This is a genomic window from Paraburkholderia sp. CNPSo 3274 (assembly GCF_024206475.1).
GTDB lineage: Bacteria > Pseudomonadota > Gammaproteobacteria > Burkholderiales > Burkholderiaceae > Paraburkholderia.
Genome location: NZ_JAMBPR010000034.1, coordinates 68,300 through 91,673, shown reverse-complemented (window position 1 = coordinate 91,673; position 23,374 = coordinate 68,300). Strand labels below are relative to the sequence as shown.

The window sequence follows — 23,374 nt, the reverse complement described above, 5'->3', positions numbered from 1 at the left end:
TTCGCTGGCGATCGGCGCGGGCATCGGCAACGTGCTGCACATGGTGTTCGGGCAGATGCAGTTGCCGATGCTGATCGCGCTCGGCATGGTCGGCTATCTGGCCGCCGTCACGCAGAGCCCGATCACGGCGTTCGTCATCGTCATCGAAATGATCGACGGGCACGCGCTCGTGATCTCGTTGATGGCAACGGCGCTCGTTTCGAGCCAGGTTTCCAGGCTATTCGCGCCGCCGCTTTACGAAGCCCTGGCACAACGCTTCCTGAAGCAGTGACGCGCGCCAGCACGCGTTCACCAGTCCACGACACGTGACGGTTGCCTGTTCCATTCAGGCCGCATCGAAAGCGTGTCCGATCGCGCGTTGAGACGTCCGTTCGTCAAAACGGACGTCTACCCCCCCCAGCTGCCGTTGCTCGAGCCATCCGCGCTCGCCCCCTGCTCCGGCAACCGAAAGTGCAGTTCACATTGTGGAATGCATCTTAAATTCCCGAGGCGGCCCCATTCCGCTTTATGAAAACATGTTCTACAGCGCAAAAATTGTTAGCTATCCCATTGATAAATAACAAATAAATAAGTCATATGTCTTATATAAGACATTGCTGCGACGCATCAGGAAGACCCTACAATTGAGCCATGCAGTTCGCTTCGACATACGTAGCGGCACGCTGAACCGTTCACTCAAACGCGCTTTGCTCTTCGGAGACTCAGGAGATACACATGGCTCAATATCAAGACGACATCAAGGCAGTTGCTGGTTTGAAGGAGAAACAAGGCAGCGGCTGGAATGCCATCAATCCCGAATCTGCCGCACGCATGCGGGCCCAGAACAAGTTCAAGACGGGCCTGGACATCGCAAAGTACACCGCGAAGATCATGCGCGCCGACATGGCCGCCTACGATGCCGACCCGGCTAAGTACACCCAGTCGCTGGGATGCTGGCACGGCTTCATCGGCCAGCAGAAGATGATCTCCATCAAGAAGCACTTCAACAGCACCGAGCGCCGCTACCTTTACCTGTCCGGCTGGATGGTGGCCGCGCTGCGCTCGGAGTTCGGCCCGCTGCCGGACCAGTCGATGCACGAAAAGACCTCCGTCAGCGCGCTGATCCGCGAGCTGTACACCTTCCTGCGCCAGGCCGACGCCCGTGAACTGGGCGGCCTGTTCCGCCAGCTGGACGCGGCTGAAGGCGCTGCCAAGGCCGCCATCCAGGAAAAGATCGACAACCACGTCACCCACGTCGTGCCTATCATCGCCGACATCGACGCGGGCTTCGGCAACGCCGAAGCAACCTACTTGCTGGCCAAGCAGTTCATCGAAGCGGGCGCCTGCTGCATCCAGATCGAAAACCAGGTGTCCGACGAGAAGCAGTGCGGCCACCAGGATGGCAAGGTCACCGTGCCGCACGAGGACTTCCTGGCCAAGGTCCGCGCCATTCGTTACGCCTTCCTGGAACTGGGTGTGGACGACGGCGTCATCGTGACCCGTACCGACTCGCTGGGCGCTGGCCTGACCAAGCAGATCGCCGTGACCCACACGCCGGGCGACCTGGGCGACCAATACAATTCCTTCCTCGATTGCGACGAAATCCCGGCCGACGCACTGGGCAATGGTGACGTGGTCATCAAGCGCGACGGCAAGCTGCTGCGTCCCAAGCGCCTGCCTAGCAACCTGTTCCAGTTCCGCGCCGGCACGGGCGAAGCGCGCTGCGTGCTGGATTGCATCACCTCGCTGCAAAACGGCGCTGACCTGCTGTGGATCGAAACCGAAAAGCCGCATATCGCCCAGATCGCCGGCATGGTCAACGAGATTCGCAAGGTCATCCCGAACGCCAAGCTCGTGTACAACAACAGCCCGTCGTTCAACTGGACCCTGAACTTCCGTCAGCAGGCGTATGACGCGATGAAGGCCGCAGGCAAGGATGTGTCGGCATACGAGCGCGCCCAGCTGATGAGCGTGGAATACGATCAGACCGAACTGGCGATCGCCGCCGACGAAAAGATCCGCACCTTCCAGGCCGACGCGGCGCGCGAAGCAGGTATCTTCCACCACCTGATCACGCTGCCGACGTACCACACCGCCGCACTGTCGACCGACAACCTGGCCAGGGAATACTTCGGCGACCAGGGCATGCTGGGTTATGTGGCTGGCGTGCAGCGCAAGGAAATCCGTCAGGGCATCGCCTGCGTCAAGCACCAGAACATGTCGGGCTCGGACATCGGCGACGACCACAAGGAGTATTTCAGCGGCGAAGCGGCGCTGAAAGCGGCGGGTAAAGACAACACCATGAATCAGTTCTGATACCGGTCATACCCCAAGCAAAACGCCAACCCATCCGGGTTGGCGTTTTTTTTATCCGTCGAGCTTGATCCATACAGGCACGCGCCCCGGGAGCCCGAACTCTTTGAGGGACAGGCTCACCGCTCCCGGATACAACTCGAAACGTTCTATGCACGATGAGCCGGTAAACTTCTCCTGTGGGCAAGCGCATGGCTTGCCGAAGCGCACCGCTGTTACCCTCATCACCCTGTCCCTGGCACGCGGCCGCGCACCACCGCCGGGGAATACGACCTGGAACGTACTGTGGACGACCGATTCGACCGACGCGAACTTTTGCTGCACCTTGGAGATGTACTGGAAGCGATGCGCAACGTGGTCGTCGCGACTCAACCCTTTTCGCCCGTTGCGCACCTTGCGTCGCGCGAGCCTTCGTTGCAGGCGCTACCCTTTCTGCAGCAGATGTCGCCTGGCATGCGTGCGAGAGATTTTCTCGAACGGGCCGCAGGCGCCTATGCGAACTGGCCAAAGGCGCTATTGGAGACCGAACTCGATCGCATCGGGCTAGCCTTGACGGTGCAACGCGAACTCTTCGCGGACGATCCGCAAGGCTGGGCATCATACGCCGCCTACGTCAGGCAGAAGGTCAGCTGGTTCGGACTCGAACTCGACGAGACGACACGCACGTCAACACAGGTGAACGATCGCGACGACGAAATCGGCGGAGCGTCACAGACATCTGCGATGAGGACGGGCTGGCCATGGAAGCCAATCAACTGAGCTACGCTAAGCTCCCCTGTTTCGGGACTGATCGATCGTCCCATAGTCGAGCGAGCAAAGGGGATCGTCGCGCAGCTCGACTGACTTTTCAGCCGCGTTCTTTCAACTGATCTCGCACGCGAGATCGCACCACGCCGAGGAGTTTGCCCATGCCGCTCGCTTCCGCTACGGCTCGCCTTGCCGCCGATGCGCCCGATTACGTCGTCGCCATCGAAGCTGGCCACCATCCGCTGACCGGCGACGAAGGCCCGCACGAAGGCGGCCAGGATCGCGGCCCAGCGCCCTTCGCGTTCGTGCTGTCCGGGCTTGCCGCGTGCACGGCCGCCACGCTGCGCATCTACATGCAGCGCAAGACCTGGCCAGCCGCCACAATCGCCGTCGAGGTCAGCCTGCATGCGGATCACGACGGGACCCAGTACATCCGCCGCGGCGTTGCGGTCGACGGACCGCTTGAAGAAGCGCAGCGCGCGCGCCTTGCCGAAATCTGCGAAAAGACGCCAGTCACGCTCTTCATCAAGCGCGGCACGCGCATCGACACGACGTTGCGCATTGCATGACTGAAGAACACTGGGATACCAGCGCTGGCAGCCTGATTGCGATCACGGTGCCGGCATGCTTTACTGGTTTTTAGTTTTGGCGCATTGTGCTGTGACCACGGCATCACGCACCGCAGCCCCAATTTCATGGATCAAACTGACGACTTCATCGTGCGCACCATGTCGGCCGACGAGGTGGCCATGTCGGTCGAATGGGCGGCTGCAGAGGGCTGGAACCCCGGGCGGCATGACCCGCGCTGTTTCAGGGAAGCGGACCCGGACGGTTTCTTCGTCGGCGTTTGGCGCGGCGAGCCGGTCGCGTGCCTCTCCGCGGTCGCCTACGACGACAGCTTTGGCTTCATCGGCCTCTACATCGTGAAACCCGGATTTCGCGGCAAGGGCTTCGGCATGCAAATCTGGCAGCACGGCATGCGTTACCTGGGAGGCCGCAATATTGGTCTCGATGGCGTCGTTGCCCAACAGGCGAACTACGGTAAGTCCGGATTCCGGCTCGCGTACCGCAACGTCCGCTATCAAGGGCGCGTGAGCGGCATCGGGTGCGCGCATGTGGCGGCAGCCGCAGACGTGCCGTTCGAGCAGTTGCTTGCCTACGATCGCCCCTGTTTTCCCGCGGCGCGCGAGCGTTTCCTCTTCGCCTGGATCGCGCAGCCGGATGCCGTTGCGCTCGCGACAGTCGACGCGGGCCGCGTCGTCGGATATGGCGTCGTGCGTCGCTGCGAGGCGGGCTGCAAGATCGGCCCGCTTTTCGCCGATGATGCGGGCGTGGCCACGGGCCTCTTTCGCGCGCTGGCGGCGAGCATGCCCGGCGAGGTCATCGTGCTCGACGTGCCGGAAACGAACCCTGCGGCCGTCGCGCTGGCGCAACGGCATGGTATGACGAGTGTCTTCGAAACCGCGCGGATGTACACGAAAAACGCGCCCGCGATTGCAATCGATCGCGTGTTTGGGCTGACGTCGTTCGAGCTGGGTTGAAACTTCTAAAGCTCGAGCCGCTGAACGTAGCCCGTGAGTTCGAGATAGCCGCGTCCTAGCGGTTTTCCTGCGGGTTTCGCAGCGGTTTTTGCAGTGCCTGTGCTCGCCCCGCCCGCCTGAAACGCCGTCACCGCGCCCTCCCAGTACACCGCGCCGGTGCTCGCGCGGCTGTCGAACTCCTGATCGTCCATGAGCGGCACTAGCGTCAGATGCAGGTCCTGCGCATCGACGCGCATCGCCACCGGATACCGTGCGCCGGTATGCGGCGAATGCCACTGGCGCAGCGGCGTGAAGCGGATGCTATCGGGCGATAGCGTATGTGTGCTTCCATCGGCGGTGCGCAACGTGCCGCCTGCCCAGAACTTGCGGCCTGCCTTGTCGCGCATCTGCAAGGCCATCAGCGCGCCGCCGTCATCGAAGTTGATGCCGATCCAATCCCAACCGACCGCTTCGTCCGCGAGCGGCGCCGACGACCATTCGTGATCGAGCCACGCCTGCCCTCGCACGTGCCCGGCATTGCCAGTCGAATGACCACCGCGCTCGAGCATGCCGTCGACTTGCAGCCACGGTACGCTGTAGTAGTAGCTCGCTTCGTCCGGCAGCGGACCTTTACGGCTGTACCCGCCTGCGCCGTTGACGAGCACTGGCTGCGTCGGCGCCAAAGTGAAGGCGAACGCAAAGCCGGGCGTCGCGACGTTCAGGTGGTAGCGGCCGTCCGCGTTGCGCTCGAGCGACCAGTCGTCGATGTGGACCGCTGTGTCCGTCTCGCTCGCTTCGGCAAGACCAAAGCCGCGGCGCGCAACGCGCTGGTCGTGCTGCAGGCGGCCCGCGTGCGGATCGCTCAGCGCCACGTTGGCGAACAGCAATTGATTCGGCGCGAAGCGGCTCGGGTTCGCGTCGTCGAGCGCGGGGCGCGAGCGGAAGAACGTCGCTTCGAAGCCCAGCGATGCATTGCCAGCGGCGGCCGCGTTGGCGTCCGTTTGCAGCCAGCCCGTCACGTACCACCATTCGGTGCGATAGCCCGGGTGCGCGCCATAGTCGCGCGGGAACACAAGTGGCTGTCCGCTCGTCACCGCTGGATAGTCCGGCATGCGCGCCCACGCAACGCCCGGCGACAGCGCGGCGAGCGGCCATGACAGGAACCTGTGCAGGAACGTGCGCCGTCTCATCGCGTCACCAGTCGTCGCGCACGGCGCGCACCGCATCGACCGACATCGCGGCGTGCGAACTCAGGAGCGCCGTGAGCGCCGCGGCCACGACGACCGCCGAAGCCAGCGCGGCCAGCAACCCCCACGGCATGTGCACGCTCATCGTCCAATGAAACGACTGCGGGTTGACGACATGCACGAGCACCATCGCGAGACTCAAGCCCAGCGTCAAGCCGGCAAGCACGCCGAGCAGCGCAACAAGCGCGCCTTCCATCGCGAGCATGACCGCGATCTGGCGACGCGTCACGCCGATATGCCGCAGCATGCCGAACTCGCGCGTGCGCGCGAGCGCTTGCGACCCGAAACTCGCGCCGACACCGAACAGACCGATGATCACCGCCACCGCTTCCAGCAGATACGTCACCGCGAAGCTGCGGTCGAAGATCCGCAGGCTCGCCGCGCGGATCTCGCCGGGCTGCGCGAACTCGAGGCGCTGCCCACCGTGCACGCTCTCGCGCAACCGTGCGATCGCTTGCGCCGGCGCCACGCCCGAGTCGAGCCATAAGGCGGCATCGGTCACGCGTGTGTCGCGAGTCAGCCGGCGATAGTCGCTCGCGTCGATCACGATGGCGCCGAACTGGCGTGCATAGTCGCGCCAGATGCCGGCCACCGTGAACGGGAGGCGCCGGCCCGCCAGCGGCAGCGTGATGCGCTGGCCCGGGTGCATCCCGTACAGATCGGCGGCCGCCTCGCTGATCCACACCGGCGGCGGCTCGCCGGCTTGCGGCACACGAGGCACAGTCGTCAACGGCAGGCGCGCGGCGGGATTACGCGGATCGATGGGCCGCGCGAGCAGGCTCACGGGCGGCAGGCGAGCGTCGAGCGAGATTTGCGTCGCGCGCAGAAACTCGGCGCGCGCAATACCGGGCGTGGCGGCGATGGCCGCCTGATCGCCCGGCGAAAGGAATGCGCTGTCGCCGCCGGGCGAAGCGCGCAGATAGAGCGGCGCGGGCAGCAGCAACTGCAGCCAGTCGTCGACCGCCACACGAAAGCTCGACACCATGATCGCCATCGCCGTCATCAGGCTAAAGCTCGTGACGATGCCCGCGAGGCCAATCGTCGCGCGGCCGGGGGCATTGGCGAGCTGCGCCAGCACGAGCTGCGGCAATGCATGATTCGAGCGCGGCAGCACCGCGAACACGGCGCGCGCGAGCGCCGGCATCGCCAGCACGCCGCCCAGCAACAACAGCGCGATGGCGAGATAGCCGAACACCGGCAAGCCAGCCACGGGCGGCAATAGCGCGGTTACGAGCCCGGCGGCGACAGCGAGCAGCGCCGCCGTGACCGTGCGCTTCGTACGCAGCCGGGCGGCCCGCGCTTCCTCGTCGCCCGCTTTCAGCGCCCGCGCGGGTCGCGCTCTCGCTGCTTCGAGCGCCGGCGCGAGACTGCCAAGCACCGACGCGGCCATCCCCAGCGCAAAAAATATCGCCGCGGGCATCGCATCGAAATGCACGCGCGGCTGAACCCCTTCGAAATAGCCGCCACCTAGATCGCCGCCCGCATAGCGGAGCACGGCGGCCGCGAGCGCGAAGCCGATGGCAAGACCCGCTGCCGCGCCGAGCACGCCGAGAATCGCGCCCTCCGAGACGACGAGCCACAGCACGCCTCGCTGCGTCACGCCGAGCGCGCGCAGCAGCGCAAACTGCGCACGGCGCCGCAGCACCGCGAGGGCCTGCATCGTGAAGACGAGGAACGCCCCCGTGAACAGCGCAACGAGCGCGAGCACGTTGAGATTCGCACGATACGCACGCGAGAGCATCGAGGTGCGGTGTGCGTTGTCGCCCGGTGTAACGGCGGCGACACCCGCGGGCAAGCGCGGCGCGATCGACTGCGCGAACACTTCGGCATCGACGCCCGGCTTGAGCTTGATGTCGATGCGCTCCAGCGTGCCGAGCCGCTGCAAGCGCCATTGCGCGGCGCCGATGTCCATCACGCCGACGCGCACCGCATCGCCCGATGCGGGCAACACGCCGGCGACGCGCAGCGCGACCGAAGCGAGCCCGACTTGCACCGTGAGCGAGTCGCCGGGCTTGAGCGCGAGCCAGCTCAGCGCCGCTGGCGAGAGAAATACGGTGTCGGGGTCGAGCAGATCGAGGGTGGTGGCCTTCGTGCCATTCGTGCGATCCGCCATTTTCACGCGGCCGACGAGATTCGGCGTGACATACCCTGCGCGAAACACATCGACGCCGATCAGCTTCAATGACTCGTCGCGACCCACCACGCGCGCATCGACCTCAACCACCGGGCTCGCCGCGGCGACTTCGGGCAAGCGGGCAATGCGCGGGTAAAGCGCTTCGTCGAAGCCCGCGCGCGGGCCGCGCAGCTCGATATCGGCGTTGCCCATCAGCGAGTTGACGGTCGCCGACAGTTCGTTAAGCGCCGCGCGATTGATCAACTGCACGGCGTAGCCCATCGCGACACCCGCCGCAATCGCGAGAATGCCGATCAATGTGCGCAGCGGATGCGCGCGCATTTCACCGGCGATGAGCGCCGCGCCGACGCCGCCAGCGAGCACGCGATTGCCCGGGCAACGCGATGCGCGCGATGCGGCGGAGTCGCGCGATGAACCCAGGGCGCCGAACCAGCGCATCGCCTACGCGCCGCCTGCGCCGGGCGCGTACGGCTCGAGCCCGTCGGGCGTGAGCCGCAGTACGCGGTCGGCGGCAGCCGCCACGGCGGCCGAGTGCGTCGCGAGCAGCACGCCCGCGCCGTTCTTTTGCGCCAGCTCGCGCAGGAGCGCGAGGATGCGCATCGCCGTGTCATGATCGAGATTGCCGGTGGGCTCGTCGGCCAGCACAAGACGCGGCTGATGCACGAGCGCACGCGCGATCGCCACGCGCTGCAACTCGCCGCCCGACAACTCGCGCGGCAGCGCGTGCTCGCGCCCGCCGAGCCCGACCGAGTGCAGCACGAACGACACGCGCACCGGCACGTCTTTCCCCCGCATCCCGTTCAAGAGCAACGGCAGCGCGATGTTCTGCGCGGCCGAGAGGTTCGGCAGCACATGGAACGCCTGGAACACGAAGCCCATTTTCCGGCGGCGCTGCAGGGTGGCCGCGTCGTCGTCGAGTGTAGCCAGATCGCGTCCGTCGAAAACGATATCTCCCGCGTCCGGCCGGTCGAGACCTGCAGCGAGATTGAGCAGCGTCGATTTTCCCGCGCCCGACTCGCCCATGATCGCGACGCATTCACCTGAGCGCAGTTCGAGATTCACGCCGCGCAGCACGTTGCGCGGCGTGGTGCCGTCATAGTGCTTCGATACGTTGGCAAGCGTCAGCATGTTGAGCCAGATGCAGCGCCTATTCGGCGAGCCCCATACCGTGCTGCGGCGACGTCGTGGTGGAGCCTGGACGGCGCAGCATCTTGTCGACCTCGCCCGCGTGCAGTTCCTCGACCTGGATCATCTGGCGCGCGTACTCCTCGAGCGCAACCGAGCGGTCTTCCACGAGCAAAAGCAGCTCGCGGTAAAGGCCGAGCGCGATCTGTTCGGCCTCGAGCGATTCGCGCAGGATGGCCCCGATATCGAAAGTGTGGGAATCGAGCAGCGGACCGATTGCGAGCGACGGATACGCGCCGAGCGTCGTGATCCATTCGCCAGCCTGCTGCGCATGCAAGAGCGACTCGTCCGCCTGCTGCCGCAGCCAGGAGACGATCGGAATGCGGCCGAAACCGAACACCAGGAACGAATAGTGCGTGTACCGCACAACGCCCGCCAGCTCGGATTCGAGGATCTTGTTCAGCGCTGCGACGACTGGCTCCTTCTCGATCTCAATCATGGTGCCTCCCATGCAAGGCAAGTGCGCGGTGGGGACTGTTCATAACACCTCCGTCTTGCAGAAATCTCGCAGAAAGCGTGTGCAACCGCACTGACGAATTCGATTGTTGCACTTATCGCGGTTTGCCGCTGTAGTCGATAAATCGTGCCTTGAGCAGGCGCGCAAGCGCCTGGCCGCCTTCGCGCATGATCGAATCGTGATTCCAGCGGAATGCCAGCCGCGCGAGAGGCGCGAGCGCGACCGCGCTCATCCACGCACTGGCCGTCCTGACGTGCCAATCGTAGCGCACCACCGTGCGGCTGCCGTCGGCTGCGAAATGCCAGCGCCCCACGCCCTCCAGCGCGCCGCTGGCCTCTCCCTCCAGGGCAACGAGCGGCGCGACGCGGGTGACGCGCACGTCGATGATCACCCGATAAGGCAGCACACCCTTCCACGTGTAACGATGCACCGCGCCCAGCCCGTCGGTCTCGCCCGCCTGCAACTCGCGTACCGCTTCGACGTTCTTCCACCACCTCGGCCAATTCGTCGAATCGTGGATCGCGTCCCACACCGGCTGCAGCGGCGCCTCGATGCACCACAAGGTGGTCAGACGGAATTCCGCCATCGTTCGCTTCCTCCTTGTCTGCGCCAGGGCCAGGCGTGCCTTGCGTGGTGTGAAGCCGTGCTCCAGAATTACCTGACATTCACATTCGAGTATAGGAGGCGGCGATGACGCTTCCGGACCGCGATTTCGTTGCCGTCGCGCAGGCACGCTTCGATGCGCTCGCAAACTATCTGGTCACGTTGAAATCGACATCGGCGGGAGCGGAAACGGTCGAGGTGCTTTATGGCTACCGAAAGCCCGGCTTCGTTCGGATGGACTTCATCCGGCCGCATGGCGGCGCGACACTCACCTTCAACCCGGAATCGGGGAAGGTCAAGCTTTGGCCGTTCGGTATCGACACGTTTCCGAGGCTCACGCTGAGCCCCGACAATCACATGATTCAGAGCCCGCAGGGCCATCGCGTCGACGAGTCCGATATCGGCGCACTGTTAGTCAATGTTCGTGAGCTGCAGGAACAAGGGGACACGCAGGTCGTCGGCGCCGAGACGATCGGCACGCACCGGGCGGCGCATGTGATCGTGACGTGCCGGCCTGGACACTTTTCGACCGGCGTGTTCCGTTATGAGTTGTGGTTCGATTCGAGCCATGGGCTGCCCGTCAAGGTCGTGAGCGAAGGCGAGTCACGTGAGCCGATCGAAACGGTGCTGATGGTAAACTTGCGCGTCGACGTGCCAGATTCGCAGCTCAGGCCGTTTGACTAGTCGCGCCAGCGTTCGTTGGCATTGGGGATGCCACCTAATCCTCAGCTTAATCAATGCGTAAACATGGCATCCTAGAATGCCTCAACCGCTTAGGATGCCAAATAACCAGCCAGCCCAAGCGTGTGCGACGATCAGCTATCGTCGGAAAATATACGTCTCCTCCCACAATCGTTGCTAACGCAGTTAATGGCGAATCCATCGACGGAATCTACCGTGAGCGCCCCGCTCGCCTGCGAACAGGAAGCGGCGTCGCTCTGCTCGAAAGGTAATCCCCGTTTCGTGGATCGAAGGGACATGGCATGTTCAGAAACCTTATCGAGTTCGCAAGACAGGTGCGGCGCAGCGAAGACTTCAAGAACGTGCTCAATACGCCAGCTCGCCTTTGCCTGCATGCGAAGCAACGCTTCAACCGCGGCTACTTCGTCATAGAGATTCGCGCAAATTCGGGCTTCTTTTCCGTCATGCAGATCGTCTTGTGCATCCTGCTGTACTGCGACGAAAAGCGATTGACGCCCGTCATTTCGGCGCGCGGCGGCAGTTATGGCGACGAGGAAGGCAAGATCGACTGGCTAGCCGAATGCTTTGAAAACCTTGCACCGTCCGCCGTGCCGGACGCCGCGAGGCCTGGTTTGCGAACGTCGCTCGTGCGCGATCTCGGCGATCTGGGCTTTCGCCGTTACGAAGCCGGCCTCGGGCTGGAGCGGGCTAGTAAGCTATTCCTGTCGAACTATCGGCCAGGCGAATCGATCCGGGAGGAAGTCGCGCGCATCTGCGAGCGGCTCGATATCGGCGCTTCGACGTTGGGCGTCCATTTTCGCGGCACAGATAAAAAGTTCGAGGCCCAGACGATCGACTGGAATGCGTTTTGCCGCCTGGTCGAGAAAACACTTGCGGACGATCACCGTCTCACGAACCTCTTCGTCTCCAGCGACGAGCAGACCTTCCTCGATTTCTTCCAGAAGTGGGGCTTCGCTGTGCCCGTCAACGTCGCGCCTGCCACGTTGCTCGCGAGCGGTGAGAAGCCCGTGCACTTCAGCGGACATCCCGGACTCGCAATCGGCCGCGAAGCACTGGTCGCGAGCCTGCTCCTCGCAAATTGCGGCCATTTGATCAAGACGCCCTCCTATCTCTCGGCGTGGTCGAAGATCTTCAATCCGTCGCTGCGGGTGAGGCTCGTCGTGCCTCCACGCGAAAACGCATTCTGGTTTCCCGATAGCCGGATCTGGACCGAGCAGAACAAGCGCGACAACGACCTCGTCAATCCTGAAATCGAAATTACGGCTTTCGACTCGCCGTTCACGGCAACCGGGCCGACTCCAAACGCGGGAACCCTACCCCGACCCATCGACCTTTGAAGACGTATCATCGAAGCAGGGAACGCAGGGCGAGGGCAACTGCGAGCACCGTCATGAACTGGCTGGCCAATACCGTTCTCGTGTTGCACGCGCTGGTCGTACTCTTCATCGTCGGCGGATTGCTCGCGATCTGGGTGGGCGCCTGGCTCGGGCGCGGTTGGGTACGCAACCGCGTGTTCCGGCTCACGCATCTCATTGCGATAGGCGTCGTCGCCATTCTTGCTGTCCTTGGCATCCCGTGTCCGCTCACGGTCCTCGAGGACTGGCTACGTACCGGACACGCGGGGCCGCAGGGCTTCGTCCAGCGCTGGGTTAGCGACTGGCTGTATTACGACTTGCCCGGCTGGGTGTTTGCGACGGCCTATGCGGGGTTCCTGCTGGTTGTGGCAGTCACGTGGTTTCGTGTCCCGCCGCGTTCGTGACGGCAGCACAACATCGATCTTTCGGCCCGTAACGACACTGGCGGCACACCGCTTGCTCTCACCCCGCGAACCATGACATAGGCGTCGATGCAATTGAGCGCCTGTAAAAAGGGGATGACGAACATGTCCAGCGAAAAAAAACGCGGCAAACTGCCGAAAGAGCGGAACCCGAAAGCTTCGAAAGGCGCAGGGCCGTCAAAGGCGCTGCCCAGACCCGGCGAGCGCGCGGCCATCCTTACCGGGCAGCGTCGCCTGAAAATGGCGCGCTCGCCGCATGCCTACGTGCGTGGCAATACGACCCGATTCTACGAATGGATCGTCGAGACGAACGGCGACTCGCTGCCGCGCGGCCCGGCGATCTGGATCTGCGGCGATTGCCATACCGGCAATCTCGGCCCCGTCGCGAATCAGGAAGGCAAGGTCGAAGTCCACATCCGCGACCTCGATCAGACGGTGATCGGCAACCCCGCGCACGACCTCATCCGCCTCGGCCTCTCGCTGGCGACCGCGGCACGCGGCTCCTCGCTTTCCGGTCTCACCATCGTGCATATGATGGAGGCGCTCGCAGCGGGCTACGAATCTGCGTTCGCAACAAAGCGCGCGAAGGTCCAAATGTCCGGGCGCCCCGAACCCGTGCATCTTGCGATGAAAGTGGCCGTACGCCGCTCATGGCAGCATCTGGCCGAGGAACGCATTGAGGATCTCGAGCCCACGATACCGCTTGGCAAGCGTTTCTGGCCGCTCACGCGCTCCGAGCGCAAGGCAATCGACACGCTCTTTCGCGACGAAGCCATCGCGAGTCTGCCCACGGGCCTGCGCGGCCGCAATGATGCCGGCAAGGTCGAGGTGATCGACGCGGCGTACTGGGTCAAGGGTTGCAGCTCGCTCGGCAGGCTACGCTATGCAGTCCTACTCGATGTCGACGGCGGTGTGATCGATGGCGACGATCTGTGCCTCATGGACATCAAGGAGGGCGTGAAAGCCGCTGCGCCGCGCTACGAAGACGCATCGATGCCGCGCGACAACGCCGAGCGAGTGGTGGAAGGCGCGCGTCATCTCTCGCCCTTTCTCGGCGAGCGCATGCGGGCGGCCCGCTTGCTCGATCGCGCCGTGGTGATTCGCGAGTTGCTGCCACAGGATCTCAAGCTCGAAATCGATGAACTCGCCGAGGGCGAGGCGCGCAAGGTCGCGTTCTATCTCGCGGCGGTGGTAGGCAACGCGCACGCACGCCAGATGGATCCGCCGACCCGGCGCAGTTGGCTCGCCGAACTCCGGCGCGCTCGCTCGAAGACGATCGATGCGCCGCTGTGGCTCTGGACAAGCATCGTGCAACTGGCGAGCAGCCACGAAGCTGGATATCTTGAGCATTGTCGCCGCTATGCCACTGGCGTGAATTGAGGCAGCACGCCGACGCTCGACTTTGTCATCAAGGCGCTTCGCCTCCCGAACATCGAATCTTGCCTCCGCGGACTATGCGAGTCGCATAATAGCGCTATCCGCACGCCTCGCGGCACACACGCTCGTGCGCCTCGTGCGCCGTCAGTTTGCTGACGTCTGAGTTCGCGCCGCCGCCATGGCATGGAGGTTTTCAAATGACACAGGGCAGCTACGACATCGTGATCGCGGGCGGCGGTCTCGGCGGCGCAACGCTTGGCCGTGCACTGGCAGGCGCTGGATTGCGGACGCTCGTTGTCGAACGCGAGGCGGCGTTCAGGGATCGCGTCCGCGGCGAGGGCATGATGCCTTGGGGTGTCGTCGAAGCCCGAGCGCTCGGCATCGATCGACTGCTGTGTGATGACGGGGCGCACGTGGTCCCGTTCTGGAGGCGATACAGCGGACTGGTGCCAGCCGAATCCCGCGACCTCGCGGACACCACCCCAAAGCACACCCCGTGTCTGGACTTCTATCATCCGTCGATGCAGCGCACCCTGCTGGACGCGGCCGAGTCATCGGGGGCCGTTGTGCTGCGCGGCGCCGAGGTCGTGCGCATCGAGCCGGGCGATACCCCGGGCAAGCTGCCGGTCGTCGAGATTCGAATGGAAGGCGGCACACATCGGGTGAAAGCGCGGCTCGTGGTGGGCGCCGACGGACGCAGGTCGACGGTGCGCAGAATAGCCGGCTTCACGCTCAACCAGGATCCCGGGCGACTGGTCGTGGCGGGTGTGCTCTACGAGGGGCTCGACGCGCCGGAAAATTCGGTCCACCACTTCCAGTCCCCGGCGTTGGGACAGGCCGCATTGATTTTTCCGATCGGGCACCAGCGGTTCAGGTCGTACTTTGTCTCATGGGTCGGGCAGCGCGCGCACCCCATCAGCGGCAGCGGGCAGATCCGCGAGTTCCTCGACGCCTGCGTCGACACGGGCGTGCCGCGCGACTGGTTCGAACGCGCGAGTGTCATTGGGCCGCTCGCGGCTTATCCAGGAGCGGACATCTGGGTCGAGCATCCCTGCAACGGCCGCGTGGTGCTGATCGGAGACGCGGCGGCCGCCAGCGACCCGTCATGGGGATGCGGGCTGTCGTTGACGCTGCGTGACGTCAGGGTGCTGCTTGACCGTTTGCTCGCGACCGATGACTGGGAAGCCGCCGCACACGCGTACGCCTTTGAGCACGACCGGTATTACGGCGCCCTGCACCGCGTACTGGACTGGCTCACCCAGCTGCTGTACGAACGCGGCGCGATCGCCGACGAACGCCGCGCACGCATCCTGCCGTGTTTCGCCATGGAGCCCGATCGCGCGCCCGATCTCCCGGGGCTCGGTCCTGAGACGCCCTCGGACGAAGAGGCTCGCCGGCGGTTCTTCGTCGAGGATCGCTTTTTGCCTCACGGCTAATCTCACGGCGCGTGTTCAAGATCACTCACGTGAGCAGCGAGGCACGCTTACGCGGCACTTTTCGCGATCCTCGCCTTCAGGGCCTCGATGACCGCCCGCACCTTGCCCGACGGGTAGCTCGTCGGCGCAAACACGGCCTGCACATTCGAAGGCACACCGGACCACTCGGGCAGCAACCGGACGAGCGCGCCAGACGCAAGATCAGCCCGGGTCGAGAAATCGGTCAGCGCTGCAAAACCGCCACCCGCGAGGACCGCCGCGCGCGCCGACGTCGCCGTGTTCACGCTCAGCGCATTCACGCAGCGCACGCGGCGCACGGCGCGGTCGTTGGTGACGCGGCTCGCCGCGAGCCGCCCGGCATCGCGCGTCAACTCGAGCGTCGACGGATGCCGCAGCACTGTCATCGCGATATGCGGCAAGGACGCCAAAGCGTTCAGCGACCTCGGCATGCCGTGCCGCGCAACGAACGCGGGGCTCGCAACCAGCCAACGCACGTAGCTACCGAGTTTCACCGTACGGTAGTTCGAGTCCGGCAGATTGCCCAGCCGCACAGCCAGATCGATCCCCTCGCCGATCAGGTCGACGTAGTGATCGGCGCAAATCAGTTCGATGTCGAGTTCCGGATAGACCCCACGCAGATCGACGAGGGCGGGCGCGACGATCTGCGCGCCGTAGTCGACAGGCGCGCTCACCCGCAGCGCGCCGCGCGCGGGCGTGGCCTCGTCCGAGACGGCCGCTAGCGCCTCTTCCGTCATCTGCAGGATGCGGCAGCTGGCGTCGTAAAACGCACGACCCGCATCGGTCACGGACAGCTGCCGCGTGGTGCGCGTGATCAGGCTCGCGCCGATCTCGCGTTCGAGGCGCTGCATGTGCGCGCTGACCATCGTCTTGGCGATGCCGAGCCGCTCAGCCGCCGCCGTAAGCGAGCCCGCCTCGACCACGGCAACGAACACCGCCAGCCGGTTCAGATTCACGTCGCGCACATCAGTCATCGGCGATTGTCCACTTTCGATAGAAAATGAATGCAAGCTTAGCAGTCTTCTCGCGCGCGCAGCCATTGCCTATCCTGAACGCTCCCTGCCGCTTCTTCCCGAGGCGCTTTTATTATGGAGAATGCAATGCCCGCTGTCCGTCCCGCCACGCCGATTCGCCTGTACACGACCCTGCTTTCCGGCCACGGACACCGCGTCCGGCTGTTCCTGTCCATGCTGGATCTGCCGTTCGAGATCGTGCCGGTGGATCTCGCAGCGGGCGAACACCGCCAGCCCGCGTACCTGAAGCTCAATCCCTTCGGCCAGGTGCCAACCATCGTCGACGGCGATACGGTGTTGTTCGATTCGAACGCGATTCTCGTCTATCTGGCAAAGCGTTACGGCGATTCGTCGTGGCTGCCGGACGATCCACGTGGCGCGGCAGCCGTGCAACGCTGGTTGTCGCTCGCAGCCGGTCCGATCGCGTTCGGCCCGTGCGCCGCACGTCTCGTCCACGTATTCAAGCGCGATCTCGATCTGGCACGCGCACAGGAAATCGCGAGGACGCTGCTGCCGCTGCTCGATGCCGAACTCGCCAGCAAGCCATTCGCGGCCGGCGATCACGTGACGATCGCCGATATTGCCGCGCATACCTACATCGCGCATGCGCCTGAAGGCGGCGTGTCGCTGGAGCCGTATCCGCATCTGCGCGCATGGCTCGACCGCGTGGCCGCATTGCCGGGCTTTGTGCCGATGCCACCGACAAAAGCGGGCCTGCTCGCCGCCTAAACGGCAGTTGCGCGCCGCCAACCTGAGACCGTCATGACCGCTCTCCCTGTACTGGATTCGTACCGCGCCGCCGGGCCGTTTCACGACGGCGAGCGCGAGGCCCAATTGCGCGCGGGGGTGGCCAGCGTCGCACTCGAAAACGGCTCGCGCGGCATCCGCGATTACATGCCGGACCAGCATCGCGCGTTCTTCGCGATGCTGCCGTTCATGGTGTTCGGCGGTGTCGACGCAAGCGGTCAGCCGTGGGCGACACTGCGCGCGAATACGGCGGGCTTCGTGTCGACGCCGGACAGCCGCACGCTGCGCATCGACGGCGGCGTGCTGCCGGGCGATCCGCTCGAAGGGAGCTGGGTGCCGGGCGCGCGTATTGGCGGGCTCGGCATCCAGCCGCACACAAGGCGGCGCAATCGCGTGAATGGCGTGATCGAAGCGGTCGATGGCGGCGTGGTGACGCTTGCAGTCAAACAGAGCTTCGGCAACTGCGCGAAGTACATCAACGGACGTGAGCCCGCTTTCGTCGGCAACGCGCCGACGAAAGCCATGGTCGAACATGCGGACGCACTCTCGCAGGAAGACCGCGCGCTGATCGCGCGCGCCGATGTATTTTTCATCGCCACCGCCAATCTCGATGAGGCAGCGGGCGCGGCGGGCGGCGCCGACGTTTCGCATCGCGGCGGCATGCCCGGCTTCGTGCGGATCGACGACGTGCGCACGCTGACCGCGCCGGACTTCAGTGGGAACAAGTTTTTCAACACGATCGGCAACCTGCTGCGCGATCCGCGCGCGGGGTTGCTGTTCGTCGACTTTGCGCGCGGTGATCTGTTGTATCTGGCTGTACGCGCCGAGGTGATCTGGGACGGCCCCGAAATCGCGCAATTCCCGCTGGCACAGCGGCTGGTGCGGTTTCATGTGGCGGAAGTCCGCCGCGTGCGAGAAGCCTTGCCATTGCGATGGTCGGCGGTCGACTATGCGCCGCAGTTCGCACAGGTTTCAACGGAATCCTCATCGACGGCTGCGCCGAAAGAAGCCGACACGCGCCCGTGGCGCCCGCTGCGCGTGGCCGAGGTGCGCGACGAATCCCCAACGATCCGCTCGTTCCATTTCGAACCGGTGGACAGCGAACCACTCGCGCTGTTCGAAGCTGGGCAGTACCTCCCGCTGCGCATCGCAATGCCTGGGTCGGCCAAGCCGCTCATGCGCACGTACACGCTCTCTGCGGCGCGCGATGCGGCACGTCCGGCGCGCTACCGGATCAGCGTGAAGCGCGACGGCGCAGTATCGCGCTGGCTGCATGAACACGCACGCATCGGCTCGCTGATCGACACGCTGGCGCCCCGCGGCTCGTTCAAACTCGATGCAAGCAGCCCGCGCGCGATCGTGCTGGCGGCGGCAGGCATCGGCATCACGCCGATGCTGGCGATGCTCGACGCGGCACTCACGCTCGAACCTCAACGCCGAATCCACGTGTTCCACGGTACGCGCGGTGAGCGCGAAAGACCATTCGCAGCGGCGCTGCGGGAGATCGAACGCGCGCATCCGAACGTGTCGGTGCATCTGTTCGACAGCACGGCGCAGCACGACTCGCTCGATGGCGACCGGCTCGCGGGCCGCGTGGACATCGATGCAATGCGTCGCTTCCTGCCGTTCGACGACTACGACTTCTATCTGTGCGGCCCCGAAGCGTTCATGCGCGATCTGTACGACGGGCTGCGCGCGCTGAATATTGCGGACGAGCGGATCCGCTTCGAGGCGTTCGGGCCATCGAGTTTGAAGCGTGTGTCTAATCAGGCTCCCGTTGCGAGCGAGCCAACGAAAGCCAGACCGGTGACATTTGCCCGCATGGGGAAAACGGTGCACTGGGCGCCGCAGCAAGGTTCGCTGCTCGACACCGCCGAGCGCTGCGGCACCGACGCGGTGTCCAGCTGCCGTTCCGGCATGTGCGGGACCTGCGCTACGCGCGTGCTGGATGGCAGGGTGGAATACAACGAACCACCGGAATTCGACGTCGAGCCGGGCTACGCGCTGATCTGCGTCGGGCATCCGGCAGCGGCCGGCGTGACGCTGGATCTCTAGCCGCCATTGCCGGTTAATACAAGTTAATGGTTTTTTCGCTGATTATTTGGTGGTCTCTCACGCTTCCCGAATTTATTCGATCTCCTTTGCTCTCCCGATTCAGGCACTATTCAGTCAATTTGTTATCCCCCGGACCTCGCCACGAACTGATCCAGCAAACACTGCAGCCGACGCTCCTGAATGTGCAGGATGCCCGGTGTGGAACGGAGCTCGATCACGCGAGAGTGCCAATAGCTCGCACCGAAAATCGCCATCGCTTTGTCCGCGCTGATCGCGCTTTCCAGGTGCGCAATTGCGGTGTCGAGATTGTGGACAGTGTAGGGACTGAGAGGTCGGCGTTCCGTCTCCGTCTTTGCCTGAATCGTTTTCTCGCTCCCTGCCCGCCGGCCTCCCGCCCGGCTTTCACGTTCCTGCGCAAGCAGGGATTGCAGGCGCTGTTCATCGAAAGCGTCGTACCCGATGGAATTGTCTTGCATCGCACGATCTCCTCGTCGGCCAGGCAGTTCAACCGCCCATGTGTTGATCGCTCACCAATTACCGTCGAGCACGTTCCGGTGCTTCCGGTGCTCGCTGATGATGACCGTCGGGCCCGGATTGTCGTGATTAACAAGGGTCGCATCCGTGCACACGGCGCGCGCCGCTGCGGCGCCACGCCGGTGGCGTGCGACTGACTCCAGCAGGCTCAACGTGATGCAGAAACTCCGGTCGATCTGCTCCGTCCAGCACTTCTGGTCATAGGCGGCCAGGGCCTGCACGAAGACGTCGTAGATCTGGTCCGGAAATTTCACGCCGCTCGACTCGATGCGGACCATGAGCGCCCTTGCCCGAAGCAACTCGGCCAGGATCGTTGCGTCCGGCTGCGTCGCCGGTTCAGGCTCCGGTTTGCAAGGGCGTGCGCGTGTTTCGTCATCCGACGCGAAGCGGAAAATGTTCAGCAGGCTTTTGAAGTCGGGATGCGGCGTGTGCATGATGGTGTCCCTTATCGTCCGAACTGCAGCGACTCCATCGTGCGCGGACCGGGGTTCTGGCAAAACCGGCCATGCCGGGGGAAAAACGCCCCCACAAGGCGGCCCCAGAAGCGTCCCCCGCTTTGGGGGGATCGCAACCTGAAGGAATGCGGGTACAGTGGTCTCCACTGGAGAAGAGCCGATGGACAACCTGTATTTCCGCCACGTACTGCTCGTAGAAGACGAGGGCTTGACGCGTATCGCGATGAAGAGCCTGATCCTGACCTCAGAACCGACGCTCGACATCGACGAGGCCGGCTCGTACGACGCTGCCGTCGAACGGTTGCAGAACAAGGCTTACGACCTGGTTTTTCTCGATTACCAGATCGGGAACAATCACACTGGGCTTGACTTGCTGCGCTGGCTGCAGGAAAACGAGCGCGCTGCGCATGTGGTCATGCTGTCCGCGCAGGACGACCGCGAGACCGTGCTGGACTGCATCAAGAATGGCGCTGGCGGCTTCATCTCGAAGGCCAGCGAGGAGGGCGGTGCGGTGTTCCGGGAAGCCCTGCAGACGATCTTGAATGGACGGGTCTACCTGCCCAACAGCGTACTCGGCAAGGGCGGCCATACCCCGCAGTCCCCGGGCCCGAGCAAGGCCATTCCAATCGACTCGCTGAACCTCCCGCCGCGCCTCGCGCAAACCTTGGGTTTTCTCCTGCAGGGCATGTCGAACAAGGCCATAGCGCGAAAGATGAATATCTCGGAGAACACCGCAAAGGAGTACATCAGCGATTTGCTGAGCCGCTTCAACGTATCGCGGCGCACGTTCCTGATCGTCGAAATGGCGCGCCGCGGCATCGAGATTCCCACCGTTGCGCACGCCCCGGCGGTCTAACCGGGCCGGGCCGCTGCCTCCGTCAATTCGAGCATCCGCGCAATCAGCAGGTCGGGAGACAATGGCTTGCTGAGCACGCAGCGCTCCGGCAACACACCCTGCGTGCTTGCCACGGCTTCCCCCGTCACCACGAGGCACGGCACGGGCCGCGCAAAGTGATCGCCCAGGAGACGGATGACGTCGTGCGCGGTCGACATCTCCGGCAACCGGTAGTCGCTGATCACCAGGTCCGGCACGCGTTCGATCGTCTGCAGCAGATCGTTGAGTTCGGCTGCGGAGCGAACCGAATCGGACAGCACCCCCCATCGTGCAAACAAGGCCTCCATCGAGGCGCGCACCAGGCTGTCGTCCTCGACCAGCAACACGTAGCGACCGCGCAGCGACGACGGTGACGGCGACGATGCCGCATCAGCGGGCGATATCGCGGCATCCTCGCGCGCGAATTGATCCGCCACCGGCATGCGCACCGAGAAGCGCGACCCATGACCCTCGATCGACTTGAGTTCGAGACGATGTCCCTCGAGCAGTGACACCACCGCATTCACGATCGACAAACCGAGTCCGAGCCCTTTCTCGCGGTCCCGCTCCGGGTTTCCGAGTTGTACGAACGGCTGGAAGATCGCATCCCAATGCTCTGACGCGATGCCAATTCCGTTATCGAGCACGTCGAGCCGCACATAATTAGGCATACGTACCAAACCCACGAGCACCGTGGAGCGTCCCGCTTTCGACGGATCCGAATATTTGATTCCGTTCGCAATGAGGTTGCTCAGCACGCGGGGAATCCAGTCGGCGTCGGTGCGTACCCACGCGGGTTTTTGCAGCGCCTTTGCATAGCGCAGCACCACGCCGCGGCTCGCAGCGAACGACGCGAGTTGCTCGACCGCCTCCTCGGTCACGCGGCTCAGATCGACGCTCGTATAGTTCGGGTTGACGTGCCCCGATTCGAGCTTCGACAGGTCGAGCACCGCGTTGAAAAGACGCGCCGTCAATACCGACGCCTTGCGCGCTTCGCCGATCAGCTTGCTCGATGCTTCGATGTCGCGCGCTCCCAGCGCTTCGTCTGCCGCCGCAAGAAAAAGGTTCAGCGCGTGCATGGGCTGGCGCAGGTCGTGCGCTGCGGCGGCCAGAAAGCGCGATTTTGCCCGGCTCGCCTGCTCTGCGTCTTCGCGTTGCTGCTCGCGCAAGGCGATCAGGGCTTCCGACTTGGTCTGCTGGTCGCGCCGTGCGTGCTCGAGGTCATGGTGCTTTTGCGCGAGCTCGGCGTTAGCGCTTTGCAGCGCATCGTTGCTATGGGCAAGTGCCTGGACGGCAACATACCGGTCGCGCACATGCCGCTCGGCATTCACGTTGACGCTATGCCCCAGAACGGCGACGTTCAAAAGATAGAACATGCCCGCCGCGAAGTTGTCCGGCTCGACCGCCTGAGTGACCAGTTGAGTCATCACGATTACGGCGATCACGCACACAGTAAGCATTAGCGTCGCCTTGGCCCGCAGGCGAAGAAAGCCAAACAAATAAAAGAGAATTAAATAAAAGCCGACAAAAAAATGGGTGAAATTGAATGGGCGTGGGGCAAGGACCGTTTGCATCAACAGGCAAAGGCACATGAACGCCAAGCCCGACAGCAGGATCCAGTGGGCAACCTTGTCCCGATGAAATTCGAGCCTGAAGGCCAGCACGATGCCGACGGTCGCGCCAAGCGCACCGGCACAGCGGAACGCGAAAACCTCCGGAAAGTACGGCCGGAACACCGGACTGCTCTGCGCAAGGCTGATTTCCCAAAAGCCAAAACACACCCAGATCAGGGTTCCGAGCACCAACGCCGCACGGCGAAAGTCGGCAAAACGCCGACCATAGTCCTCCGTAAATTCCCGTTCGACCTGCGGATCCTCGAATCGAGCGGGCCAGCAAAGCATATCGACCAGCCATGCGCGAACGGCGCTGGGCGCATGCGAGCGTTTGAGGAACGCCGATTCCGTCGCCGATTGAAACCTGAATATGCTCATCGCATCTCGCCGGTATGCTCGCTGGCTCGCGAAGCAGGAAGCACGTCTCGTGCTTAGGCGTGCCAATCCATTCTAGTCGGTCACAGCCGGCCCCGCCCGCTTCCCCGCTGGAAGCGGGGATATATTACGCCAGCCAACCATAGAGATGTCATATAACATGGTGCTCAGTGCGCGACGAGGCAGTATCGCGGCGGCTTCTCCCACGCAGCC

22 protein-coding genes are annotated in these 23,374 nt (G+C 64.0%); 13 read left to right on the top strand and 9 right to left on the bottom strand.

The window, feature by feature from the left end; translation table 11 throughout:
- The 5 genes from M3I54_RS23330 to M3I54_RS23310 form a co-directional block, all read left to right on the top strand.
- A partial coding sequence (locus tag M3I54_RS23330) for a chloride channel protein (protein ID WP_254340261.1) occupies positions 1-271 on the top strand: 271 nt, incomplete at its 5' end.
- 443 nt (positions 272-714) lie between these two features.
- Entirely contained in the window at positions 715-2,295 is a 1,581-nt protein-coding gene (locus tag M3I54_RS23325) for an isocitrate lyase (RefSeq protein ID WP_254340259.1), read from the top strand.
- Between the two features lie 282 nt (positions 2,296-2,577).
- Positions 2,578-3,051: a hypothetical protein gene (locus M3I54_RS23320; protein ID WP_254340256.1), complete on the top strand. Its 474-nt coding sequence runs from the start codon at positions 2,578-2,580 to the stop codon at positions 3,049-3,051.
- A gap of 149 nt (positions 3,052-3,200) precedes the next feature.
- Positions 3,201-3,608: an OsmC family protein gene (locus M3I54_RS23315; protein WP_254340254.1), complete on the top strand. Its 408-nt coding sequence runs from the start codon at positions 3,201-3,203 to the stop codon at positions 3,606-3,608.
- A gap of 126 nt (positions 3,609-3,734) precedes the next feature.
- Entirely contained in the window at positions 3,735-4,580 is an 846-nt protein-coding gene (locus M3I54_RS23310; RefSeq protein WP_254340252.1) for a GNAT family N-acetyltransferase, read from the top strand.
- Positions 4,581-4,585: 5 nt separating this feature from the next.
- Here M3I54_RS23310 and M3I54_RS23305 read toward each other — a convergent pair whose 3' ends face one another.
- The 5 genes from M3I54_RS23305 to M3I54_RS23285 form a co-directional block, all read right to left on the bottom strand.
- The gene (locus M3I54_RS23305) at positions 4,586-5,749 is read right to left on the bottom strand and encodes a lipocalin-like domain-containing protein (RefSeq protein ID WP_254340250.1); all 1,164 of its coding nucleotides are present in this window, start codon (positions 5,747-5,749) and stop codon (positions 4,586-4,588) included.
- A gap of 4 nt (positions 5,750-5,753) precedes the next feature.
- Entirely contained in the window at positions 5,754-8,378 is a 2,625-nt protein-coding gene (locus M3I54_RS23300; protein WP_254340247.1) for an FtsX-like permease family protein, read from the bottom strand.
- A 3-nt stretch (positions 8,379-8,381) separates the two neighbouring features.
- Positions 8,382-9,068, bottom strand: coding sequence for an ABC transporter ATP-binding protein (locus M3I54_RS23295; protein WP_254340245.1), 687 nt, complete (start codon positions 9,066-9,068; stop codon positions 8,382-8,384).
- Positions 9,069-9,087: 19 nt separating this feature from the next.
- Complete coding sequence (locus tag M3I54_RS23290; RefSeq protein WP_254340244.1) at positions 9,088-9,564, bottom strand: bacterioferritin; 477 nt, start codon at positions 9,562-9,564, stop codon at positions 9,088-9,090.
- A gap of 112 nt (positions 9,565-9,676) precedes the next feature.
- Positions 9,677-10,168: an SRPBCC family protein gene (locus M3I54_RS23285; RefSeq protein ID WP_254340242.1), complete on the bottom strand. Its 492-nt coding sequence runs from the start codon at positions 10,166-10,168 to the stop codon at positions 9,677-9,679.
- Positions 10,169-10,272: 104 nt separating this feature from the next.
- Here M3I54_RS23285 and M3I54_RS23280 point away from each other — a divergent pair, with 104 nt between their 5' ends.
- The 5 genes from M3I54_RS23280 to M3I54_RS23260 all read left to right on the top strand — a co-directional run bounded on the left by M3I54_RS23280 (position 10,273) and on the right by M3I54_RS23260 (position 15,477).
- The gene (locus M3I54_RS23280; protein WP_254340240.1) at positions 10,273-10,869 is read left to right on the top strand and encodes a sigma-E factor regulatory protein RseB domain-containing protein; all 597 of its coding nucleotides are present in this window, start codon (positions 10,273-10,275) and stop codon (positions 10,867-10,869) included.
- A gap of 299 nt (positions 10,870-11,168) precedes the next feature.
- Positions 11,169-12,224, top strand: a complete 1,056-nt coding sequence (locus tag M3I54_RS23275; RefSeq protein ID WP_254340238.1) for a hypothetical protein — start codon at positions 11,169-11,171, stop codon at positions 12,222-12,224.
- 53 nt (positions 12,225-12,277) lie between these two features.
- The gene (locus M3I54_RS23270; RefSeq protein ID WP_254340236.1) at positions 12,278-12,646 is read left to right on the top strand and encodes a DUF2784 domain-containing protein; all 369 of its coding nucleotides are present in this window, start codon (positions 12,278-12,280) and stop codon (positions 12,644-12,646) included.
- Positions 12,647-12,769: 123 nt separating this feature from the next.
- Positions 12,770-14,044: a DUF2252 family protein gene (locus M3I54_RS23265; RefSeq protein ID WP_254340234.1), complete on the top strand. Its 1,275-nt coding sequence runs from the start codon at positions 12,770-12,772 to the stop codon at positions 14,042-14,044.
- A gap of 194 nt (positions 14,045-14,238) precedes the next feature.
- Complete coding sequence (locus M3I54_RS23260) at positions 14,239-15,477, top strand: NAD(P)/FAD-dependent oxidoreductase (RefSeq protein WP_254340231.1); 1,239 nt, start codon at positions 14,239-14,241, stop codon at positions 15,475-15,477.
- Positions 15,478-15,524: 47 nt separating this feature from the next.
- On the opposite strand, the gene M3I54_RS23255 is transcribed toward M3I54_RS23260, so the two are convergent.
- Positions 15,525-16,469, bottom strand: coding sequence for a LysR family transcriptional regulator (locus M3I54_RS23255; protein ID WP_254340230.1), 945 nt, complete (start codon positions 16,467-16,469; stop codon positions 15,525-15,527).
- A 126-nt stretch (positions 16,470-16,595) separates the two neighbouring features.
- Here M3I54_RS23255 and M3I54_RS23250 point away from each other — a divergent pair, with 126 nt between their 5' ends.
- Positions 16,596-17,237: a glutathione S-transferase family protein gene (locus M3I54_RS23250; protein ID WP_254340229.1), complete on the top strand. Its 642-nt coding sequence runs from the start codon at positions 16,596-16,598 to the stop codon at positions 17,235-17,237.
- Positions 17,238-17,270: 33 nt separating this feature from the next.
- Positions 17,271-19,310, top strand: coding sequence for a pyridoxamine 5'-phosphate oxidase family protein (locus M3I54_RS23245; RefSeq protein ID WP_254340228.1), 2,040 nt, complete (start codon positions 17,271-17,273; stop codon positions 19,308-19,310).
- A gap of 122 nt (positions 19,311-19,432) precedes the next feature.
- On the opposite strand, the gene M3I54_RS23240 is transcribed toward M3I54_RS23245, so the two are convergent.
- Positions 19,433-19,786, bottom strand: coding sequence for a hypothetical protein (locus M3I54_RS23240; protein WP_254340227.1), 354 nt, complete (start codon positions 19,784-19,786; stop codon positions 19,433-19,435).
- Positions 19,787-19,837: 51 nt separating this feature from the next.
- Positions 19,838-20,278 carry a hypothetical protein gene (locus M3I54_RS23235; protein WP_254340226.1) on the bottom strand — a complete coding sequence of 147 codons (441 nt, stop codon included), beginning with the start codon at positions 20,276-20,278 and terminating at the stop codon, positions 19,838-19,840.
- Positions 20,279-20,459: 181 nt separating this feature from the next.
- Here M3I54_RS23235 and M3I54_RS23230 point away from each other — a divergent pair, with 181 nt between their 5' ends.
- The gene (locus M3I54_RS23230; RefSeq protein ID WP_254316393.1) at positions 20,460-21,155 is read left to right on the top strand and encodes a response regulator transcription factor; all 696 of its coding nucleotides are present in this window, start codon (positions 20,460-20,462) and stop codon (positions 21,153-21,155) included.
- Here M3I54_RS23230 and M3I54_RS23225 read toward each other — a convergent pair.
- A complete protein-coding gene (locus M3I54_RS23225) occupies positions 21,152-23,074 on the bottom strand; it encodes a hybrid sensor histidine kinase/response regulator (protein ID WP_254340222.1) in 1,923 nt (640 codons plus the stop codon). The two genes, M3I54_RS23230 and M3I54_RS23225, sit on opposite strands and share 4 nt — an antisense overlap.
- Positions 23,075-23,374: the final 300 nt, after the last annotated feature.